Annotated in this window: 8 protein-coding genes and 1 pseudogene; 5 read left to right on the top strand and 4 right to left on the bottom strand. The window is 59.8% G+C overall.

Features of this window, described 5'->3' with window-relative positions; translation table 11 throughout:
* Positions 1-204: 204 nt before the first annotated feature.
* Positions 205-1,983 (top strand): acyl-CoA dehydrogenase C-terminal domain-containing protein, encoded by a 1,779-nt coding sequence (locus tag GIW02_RS21815; RefSeq protein WP_236410703.1) that lies wholly within the window; start codon positions 205-207, stop codon positions 1,981-1,983.
* Between the two features lie 226 nt (positions 1,984-2,209).
* Here GIW02_RS21815 and GIW02_RS21810 read toward each other — a convergent pair whose 3' ends face one another.
* Positions 2,210-3,109: a LysR family transcriptional regulator gene (locus GIW02_RS21810; protein ID WP_236410702.1), complete on the bottom strand. Its 900-nt coding sequence runs from the start codon at positions 3,107-3,109 to the stop codon at positions 2,210-2,212.
* Positions 3,110-3,318: 209 nt separating this feature from the next.
* Between GIW02_RS21810 and GIW02_RS21805 the strand changes: the two genes are divergently transcribed.
* The 4 genes and pseudogenes from GIW02_RS21805 (at position 3,319) to GIW02_RS21790 (ending at position 5,731) form a co-directional block, all read left to right on the top strand.
* Entirely contained in the window at positions 3,319-4,572 is a 1,254-nt protein-coding gene (locus GIW02_RS21805; protein ID WP_236410701.1) for an aminotransferase class III-fold pyridoxal phosphate-dependent enzyme, read from the top strand.
* Between the two features lie 236 nt (positions 4,573-4,808).
* A pseudogene (locus GIW02_RS21800) lies at positions 4,809-5,165 on the top strand (type II toxin-antitoxin system RelE/ParE family toxin).
* Positions 5,158-5,478 carry a helix-turn-helix domain-containing protein gene (locus GIW02_RS21795; RefSeq protein WP_236410700.1) on the top strand — a complete coding sequence of 107 codons (321 nt, stop codon included), beginning with the start codon at positions 5,158-5,160 and terminating at the stop codon, positions 5,476-5,478. Before GIW02_RS21800 ends, GIW02_RS21795 begins: the two are co-directional and overlap by 8 nt.
* 94 nt (positions 5,479-5,572) lie before the next feature.
* A complete protein-coding gene (locus GIW02_RS21790) occupies positions 5,573-5,731 on the top strand; it encodes a YqaE/Pmp3 family membrane protein (RefSeq protein ID WP_010207008.1) in 159 nt (52 codons plus the stop codon).
* Positions 5,732-5,872: 141 nt separating this feature from the next.
* Here the strand turns inward: GIW02_RS21790 and pqqE are convergent, their stop codons facing one another.
* Genes pqqE through pqqC form a run of 3 tightly spaced genes read right to left on the bottom strand, consistent with a single transcriptional unit; the run spans position 5,873 to position 8,020 of the window.
* Positions 5,873-7,003, bottom strand: coding sequence for a pyrroloquinoline quinone biosynthesis protein PqqE (pqqE, locus tag GIW02_RS21785; protein ID WP_236410699.1), 1,131 nt, complete (start codon positions 7,001-7,003; stop codon positions 5,873-5,875).
* Positions 6,996-7,271 carry a pyrroloquinoline quinone biosynthesis peptide chaperone PqqD gene (gene pqqD / locus GIW02_RS21780; protein ID WP_236410698.1) on the bottom strand — a complete coding sequence of 92 codons (276 nt, stop codon included), beginning with the start codon at positions 7,269-7,271 and terminating at the stop codon, positions 6,996-6,998. The genes pqqE and pqqD overlap by 8 nt, the downstream gene beginning before the upstream one ends.
* Positions 7,268-8,020 (bottom strand): pyrroloquinoline-quinone synthase PqqC, encoded by a 753-nt coding sequence (gene pqqC / locus GIW02_RS21775; protein ID WP_017138042.1) that lies wholly within the window; start codon positions 8,018-8,020, stop codon positions 7,268-7,270. The genes pqqD and pqqC overlap by 4 nt, the downstream gene beginning before the upstream one ends.
* Position 8,021: the final 1 nt, after the last annotated feature.

The raw sequence follows: 8,021 nt of genomic DNA, 5'->3' as shown, positions 1-8,021 counted from the left end.
CGAAGGCGTAGTGTCAGTCAACTGATTTGTTGCTGACACTACGCCTTCGCGAGCAAGCCCGCTCCCACATTGGATCTGTGTGTGACTTATAAATACTTACTGGTCACGAACGGACCCTATGTGTCTGAAAAGTTGTTCGGGTACACTCGGAGCCTGTAAAACCGATCCTATCGAATCACTTTTCACGTTCTCACGAGGTTTGCCATGGCTGATTACAAAGCGCCGCTGCGTGATATGCGCTTCGTCCTCAACGAAGTTTTTGAGGTCGCCACCACTTGGGCCCAATTGCCGGCATTGGCAGACACGGTAGACGCCGAAACCGTTGAGGCAATCCTCGAAGAAGCCGGCAAAGTGACCGCCAAATCCATCGCACCGATTAGCCGTGCTGGCGATGAACAAGGTTGCCGCTGGGACAATACGGCGGTATTCACCCCGGAAGGTTATCCACAGGCCTACAAAACCTACGCCGAAGGCGGCTGGGTGGGTGTCGGTGGCGACCCGAGCTTCGGCGGCATGGGCATGCCCAAGGCGGTGTCGGCCCAGGTCGAAGAAATGATCAACTCGTCGAGCCTGGCGTTCGGCCTGTACCCAATGTTGACCTCTGGCGCTTGCGTGTCGATCAACACCCATGCCAATGAGGCGCTCAAGGCCGCCTATTTGCCCAAGATGTATTCCGGCGAGTGGGCCGGCTCCATGTGCCTCACCGAAGCGCATGCCGGCACCGACCTGGGGATTATCCGTACCAAGGCCGAGCCTCAGGCGGACGGTTCCTACACGATCAGCGGCACCAAGATCTTCATCACCGGCGGTGAGCACGACCTGACGGAAAACATCATCCACCTGGTGCTGGCCAAGCTGCCGGACGCACCGGCGGGCCCCAAGGGCATTTCGCTGTTCCTGGTGCCCAAGTTCATGGTCAATGCCGACGGCAGCCTGGGCGCGCGTAACCCGGTGAGCTGTGGTTCGATCGAACACAAGATGGGCATCCAGGCGTCCGCGACCTGCGTGATGAACTTCGACGCCGCCGTGGGTTACCTGGTGGGCGAGCCCAACCGTGGGCTGGCGGCGATGTTCACCATGATGAACTACGAGCGCCTGGGCGTGGGCATCCAGGGCCTGGCGTCCGGCGAGCGCTCTTACCAGAACGCGATTGAATACGCCCGTGATCGTCTGCAAAGCCGCGCGCCGACCGGTGCCCAGGCCAAGGACAAAGTGGCCGACCCGATCATCGTGCACCCCGACGTGCGCCGCATGCTGCTGACCATGAAAGCCGCCAACGAGGGCGGCCGCGCGTTTTCCACCTACGTGGCGACGCAACTGGATATCGCCAAGTTCAGTGAAGACCCGGCTGCGCGTGAACGCGCCGATAACCTGGTGGCGTTGCTGACCCCGGTGGCCAAGGCCTTCCTCAGCGACCTGGGCCTGGAAACCACCGTGCTCGGCCAGCAGGTGTTCGGCGGCCACGGCTACATCCGGGAATGGGGCCAGGAGCAACTGGTGCGTGATGTGCGCATCACGCAGATCTACGAAGGCACCAACGGCATCCAGGCACTGGATTTGATGGGGCGCAAGATTGTCGGCAGCGACGGCGCGTTCTATACCCTGTTCGCCGACGAGATCCGCCAGTTCACTGCGACCGCCGGGGCGGAGCTGGCTGAGTTCACCAAACCGTTGAACGCCGCCGTGGATAACCTGGACGAACTGACCGCCTGGGTGCTTGACCGCGCCAAGACCAACCCGAACGAAATCGGCGCGGCCTCGGTTGAGTACTTGCACGCCTTTGGCTACATGGCCTATGCCTACATGTGGGCGCGCATGGCCAAGGCCGCGTGGGGCAAGGAATCTGAGGAAGACTTCTACGCCAGCAAGCTGGGCACCGCACGTTTCTACTTTGCGCGCCTGCTGCCGCGTATCCATTCGCTGAGTGCGTCGGTAAAAGCCGGTAGCGAATCGCTGTTTTTGCTGGATGAAGCACTGTTCTAGGGGCTTGGAGGGCGTGTAAGCATTCTCTTACATGACGTGCTGCTATTCGTCCTCTATCGCCAAATTGGATCCACGGATAATCTACTTCACATGGACGTCGCGCAGGAAGCGCAAAGCAACAACACGGACACGTAGGATTCTGCCAGGACGGCGGAGTGAAATGGATGTCAGGGAAACAGTCTGCAAAGCCCCGCTTCGGCGGGGTTTTCTTTTGCCCGCGAAAAAGTCAGGCGCTTGCCTGCGGGGCATTCATCACGTCTTCCAGCAAGGTGCGCAGCAACGCCACCGTGGCCTGCTGGCGCTGCACGTCGCGGCACACCAACCCTACTTTCAGCGCCACCCTGGGTTCACTCAAGGGTTTCCACAGCAGCGCCTTGCTGTTGTGTTCATCCTGAGAACGCCCCGGCAATACCGTGGCGAGTTTGGAATGGGGCAGGCTGTCGAGAATCCCCACCATGGTATTCAGCTCAGCCTGTACCTGCGGCCGTCGTCCGAGGTTGGCCAACTGGCCCTGCCAGATCTGGCGCACTTGAAACTCTTCCCCCAGCAGTAGCATCGGCAGCTCTGCCGCTTGTTTCAGCGAGACTTTCTTGAATTCGCGCAGGGGATGATCCTCGGGGATGACCACCTTCAACTCATCTTCATACAGCAGCACGCCATGCAGCCCTGGCTGACGCGGCGGCAGGTAGCTGATGCCGATGTCCAGCGAGCCATTGAGCAGCCGCCGTTCAATCTCCAGCCCGGTCAATTCGTAGATCTGCACCACCAGGTGGGGCTGGGCCTTGCGCACGCGCTCGAGCATTTGCGGCACCAGGCTGGTATGCACGGTTTGCAGCACGCCGATGGCCAAGGTGCGCATGGCCTGGCCCTTGAAGTTGCGCAAAGCTTCGACAGCCTGCTGCATACCCTCGATCAGCGGCAGCGCGTGGTTGTACAGCGTGTGCGCGGCCAGGGTGGGCAGCAGCCGCTTGCTGCTGCGCTCGAACAGGCTGAGATCTAGGTTCTGTTCCAACTGGCGAATCTGCTGCGAGAGGGCCGGTTGAGAGATCGACAGGCGTTCTGCAGCACGGCCTACGTGGCCTTCTTCATACACCGCGACGAAATAACGCAGTTGCTTGAAATCCATAAGACTTACTTATCGAAAAAGCTGGAAAATCGAAATGGCTGTTGGCCCCCGAGACGCCTAGTCTAGCGCCTATTCGCAGGGCTTACAGGGCCGGATCGGGCAATGAACAGCGTTTATGTTGATGGCATTTACATAGGCAAGGCAAAAAACCTCAGGGCAATGTGCACAGGGGGTGCCTACCAAGGTCCGGTTGCTATCGGGGGCCGCCTGTGAACCTGTTTCGTCGCCCCGCCCCGAGCCTTGACGATTTGATCCTGGACGCGCCTCACGCCGATCTATCCAGTCAATCGCTGATGCCCACCGTGGCCAAGCCCGCACAGGTGTTCGTGCGCGGCCAGGGCTCCTGGCTATGGGACAGCGATGAGCGCGCCTACCTGGATTTCAGCCAAGGCAACGCCGCCAACAGCCTCGGCCACAGCCCGCAGGTTTTGATCAACGCCCTTGGCGAGCAGACTCAGGCCCTGATCAACCCCGGCATGGGCCTGCACAACCGCGCCCAACTCAACCTCGTCGAACGCCTGTGCCATCGCACCGGCAGTGACCAGGCCTACCTGCTCAACAGCGGCGCGGAAGCCTGCGAAGCGGCGATCAAGCTGGCACGCAAATGGGGCCAGCGGCATCGTGGTGGCGCTTACCGCATCATCAGCGCGAGCAATGGCTGCCACGGGCGCAGTTTCGCCGCCATGGCCGCCTCGGCGAGTACACGCTTTGAACCGCAGTTGCCAGGCTTCAGCCATGTGCCCTTCAACGACCTGCCAGCCCTGCACGCGGCCGTCGATGCACAGACCGTCGCCATCATGCTCGAGCCGATCCAGAGCGAAGCCGGCGTGGTCCCGGCGACCGAGCACTACCTCAAAGGGGTCGAGCGCCTGTGCCGTGAGCTGGGGATTCTGTTGATTCTCGACGAAGTACAAACCGGCCTGGGCCGCTGCGGCACCTTGCTTGCCGAACAACAGTACGGTGTACGGGCCGACATCATCACCCTCGGCAAAGGCATGGGCGGCGGCGTACCGTTGGCGGCGCTGCTGGCACGCGGCAACGCCTGCTGTTTTGACGTGGGCGACCTGGAAGGCACCCATCACGGCAACGCGCTGATGGCATCGGCCGGTTTGGCGGTACTCGATACAGTGCTGGAGCACGGTTTCCTGGACCAGGTGCGTGAGTCCGGCCTTTACCTGGGCGAAGGCCTTGCGCGCCTTGCTTACCGTTACGACCACGGCCAATTGCGCGGCCACGGCCTGATGTGGGGCCTGACGTTGTCGGATGATTCTGCGGATGCGGTGGTAAAAGCAGCCCTGCACGAAGGCCTGATCCTCAATGCCCCGCAACCGGACTGCCTGCGCTTCACCCCGGCCCTGACGGTCAGCAAAAGCAACATCGACGAAATGCTTTTACGCCTGGCTCGCGCCTTCTCCCGCGTGCGCACCGCCCAACTGCAATGCCGCAAGGGCATCGCCGTTTAACCCCGATTTCCTGAACCGTCTCGCGGCATACGCGGCGCCTCCAGCCTGATTCTTTTGGCTGGGGGCGTTTTTTTGTCCGTGTAATTTTTGGATTGAAAAGGTTGATTGATCGTCAGTGAAAACAATGGCTTTTTAGCGAGCGTTGGCAAGGACTGCCGAGAGGGTGTGAAGATCTTTTTTGCGCGCCATTTCTAATCTGTACCACTGGGTGGTATGTTTTATGGGAAGGGATATCCATGAGGTTAAGGTTGTTCAAAACCCGCAATTTTGCTCATGCGGCCAGTAAGGCTTGGATTTGTGATTCGGAGTTGAGTGAGGCATTTAGCGAAATGCTGAGAGGACAAGCTGACAGTTTGGGCGGCGGGGTTTGGAAGAAGCGTCTGAATCAAAATCGTCATCGCGCTATTGTCTTGGCCAAGGGCAGGCATTTTTGGGTTTATCAGCTTTTGTTTGCCAAGCAGGATCAAAGCAGTATCAGTCATAGCTAGCTCACTTGGTTTCGGTCGCTGGCTAAGACTTATGAACATTTCAACGAAGCACAGATTCAGCAGATGTTGGATCTCAGGGAGTTTGTGGAGATAGATCATGACTAAGAAATATAAAAGTGAGGCGTTTGAGTCCATTCATCAATCTGCCTTGGCACTTTATTCAATTGGCGCCATCAACAAAACCACCCTCCGTGAATATGACGAAGCATGCCTATCTGCCGTCCCGGAGCAAATCCCGGCCGACCAGATCAAGCTACTGCGCGAAAACAGTCATGTCAGCCAACCGGTATTCGCCCGTTACTTGAACACCAGTGCCTCCACGGTGAAGAAATGGGAGTCCGGTGAAAAACAACCCAGCGGCATGGCCCTCAAGTTGCTGAGCATCGTGCAAAAGCACGGCTTGGAGATTCTCGCCTGAGGCTGGCCGAGTGCCAGATCCCACTGAACCCTCACGAGCGCCCAAGGTCGATTAGCTACACGGCTCACACGAGCCGATTTTTTGGAGCTGACCCATGGATATCATTCGTATCATCATCGCCATTCTGCTGCCGCCACTGGGTGTGTTCCTGCAAGTGGGTTTCGCCGGCGCGTTCTGGCTGAACATCCTGCTGACCCTGTGCGGTTACTTCCCCGGCATCATTCACGCCGTGTACATCATCGCCAAGCGCTGATGCCGTCAAATGTGGGAGGGGGCTTGCTCCCGATGGCGGAGTATCAGTTAGCACATGCACTGACTGAACCACCGCTATCGGGAGCACGTCCCCTCCCACGTTTCACACCGCGTGCAACCAGAAGTTCAGGCTGCGCGCCCGTCAGCCTTTTGCGATGAGCCGTGAGTTGCGCTCATTGCGAAAGGCCAGTTGTTCGATGGTCTGGGTGGCGTGTTCGGCTTCTTCCCGCGCTTGAAGGATGATGCCGTGCTGCTCGGACTTGCTGCACACCGGGTCGGCGTTGCTCGCATCCCCCGTGAGCATGAAGGCCTGGCAGCGGCAGCCGCCGAAGTCCTTCTCTTTTTCGTCGCAGGAACGGCACGGCTCGGGCATCCAGTCGTAGCCGCGAAAACGGTTAAAGCCAAACGAGTCGTACCAGATGTGCTGCATGCTGTGTTCACGCACATTCGGAAATTGCACCGGCATCTGTCGGGCGCCGTGGCAGGGTAGGGCGGTGCCGTCCGGTGTCACTGTCAGAAAGATGCTGCCCCAGCCGTTCATGCAGGCTTTTGGGCGTTCCTCGTAGTAATCCGGTGTGACGAATATCAGCTTGCACGGGTGCCCTTGGGCTTCGAGCTTGGCCCGGTATTCGTTGGTGATGCGTTCGGCACGTACCAGTTGTTCTTTGGTCGGCAACAACCCCACACGATTGAGCTGCGCCCAGCCGTAGAACTGGCAGGTGGCGAGTTCGACAAAGTCTGCCTCCAGCGCGATGCACAGCTCGATGATGCGGTCGATCTTGTCGATATTGTGCCGATGGGTCACGAAATTCAGCACCATCGGGTAGCCATGCGCCTTCACTGCGCGGGCCATTTCCAACTTTTGTGCGAAGGCTTTCTTCGAGCCGGCCAGCAGGTTGTTCACCTGCTCGTCGCTGGCCTGGAAGCTGATCTGGATGTGGTCCAGGCCGGCTTTTTTGAAGTCGCTGATCTTCTGCTCGGTCAGGCCGATGCCGGATGTGATCAGGTTGGTGTAGAAGCCCAGTTTGCGTGCCTCGGCGATCAGTTCGGCCAGGTCCTGGCGCACCAGCGGCTCACCGCCGGAAAACCCCAGTTGCGCGGCGCCCATCTCCCGCGCTTCGCGAAACACCTTGAACCACTGTTCGGTGCTCAGCTCCTTGCCCTGCTCGGCAAAATCCAGCGGGTTGGAGCAATACGGGCACTGCAACGGGCAGCGATACGTCAGCTCGGCGAGCAACCACAATGGCAAGCCAATCGGTGGTTTTTCAGGCAAGGGTGATCCAGTGCTCAGCACGGGCGACCTCCATGAATTGCTCGATATCTTCAGCAAGCTCAGGCACGCCGGGGAATTGCTGATCCAGCTCGGCGATGATCGCCGCCACATCACGCTCGCCGTCGATCAGGCCGCCAATCAGCGCGGCGCTGTCGTTGAGTTTGATCATGCCTTCGGGGTAGAGCAATACGTGGCCTTTCTGCGCCGGCTCGTACTGGTAACGATAGCCCTGGCGCCAGGTCGGTGTTCTGCTGCGATCAAAGCTCATAGGGTGATCCCTTTATGCCACACCCGCTGTTCGGTCACGCTGTGATAGGGCGGGCGCTTGAGTTCATAGGCCATGCTCATGGCATCCAGCATGCTCCACAGGATGTCGAGTTTGAACTGCAGGATTTCCAGCATGCGCTCCTGGCCCTCGCGGGTGGTGTAGTGCTGCAGCGTGATCGCCAGCCCATGTTCCACATCACGGCGAGCCTGGCCCAGGCGGGTACGGAAATACTCGTAGCCAGCCGGGTCGATCCACGGGTAATGCTGCGGCCAGCTGTCGAGGCGCGACTGGTGGATCTGCGGCGCGAACAGCTCGGTCAATGAGCTGCTGGCGGCTTCCTGCCAACTGGCGCGACGGGCGAAGTTGACGTAGGCGTCCACCGCAAAACGCACGCCGGGCAGCACCAGTTCCTGGGAGCGCAGTTGGTCCGGGTCGAGGCCGACCGCCTGGCCCAGGCGCAGCCAGGCTTCGATGCCGCCGTCTTCACCGGGCGCGCCATCGTGGTCGAGCAGGCGCTGGATCCACTCGCGGCGGATCTCGCGGTCCGGGCAATTGGCCAGGATCGCGGCGTCTTTAAGCGGGATATTCACCTGGTAGTAGAAGCGGTTGGCGACCCAGCCCTGGATCTGCTCACGGGTGGCGCGGCCTTCGTACATCGCCACGTGGTACGGGTGATGGATATGGTAGAAGGCGCCCTTGGCCCGCAGGGCTGCTTCGAACTCTGCGGTCGTCAGCGGTGTGTCAGTCATG

Source organism: Pseudomonas syringae, assembly GCF_021606685.1.
Classification (GTDB): domain Bacteria; phylum Pseudomonadota; class Gammaproteobacteria; order Pseudomonadales; family Pseudomonadaceae; genus Aquipseudomonas; species Aquipseudomonas syringae_R.
The sequence above is the reverse complement of the archived record's forward strand: the minus strand, read 5'-3'. Positions and strand labels throughout refer to the sequence as shown.

Coding starts and splice junctions, on each gene's coding strand:
- GIW02_RS21815 (WP_236410703.1), top strand. CDS start 205: ATGGCTGATTACAAAGCGCCGCTGCGTGATATGCGCTTCGTCCTCAAC.
- GIW02_RS21810 (WP_236410702.1), bottom strand. CDS start 3,109: ATGGATTTCAAGCAACTGCGTTATTTCGTCGCGGTGTATGAAGAAGGC.
- GIW02_RS21795 (WP_236410700.1), top strand. CDS start 5,158: ATGACTAAGAAATATAAAAGTGAGGCGTTTGAGTCCATTCATCAATCT.
- GIW02_RS21790 (WP_010207008.1), top strand. CDS start 5,573: ATGGATATCATTCGTATCATCATCGCCATTCTGCTGCCGCCACTGGGT.
- pqqD (WP_236410698.1), bottom strand. CDS start 7,271: ATGAGCTTTGATCGCAGCAGAACACCGACCTGGCGCCAGGGCTATCGT.
- pqqC (WP_017138042.1), bottom strand. CDS start 8,020: ATGACTGACACACCGCTGACGACCGCAGAGTTCGAAGCAGCCCTGCGG.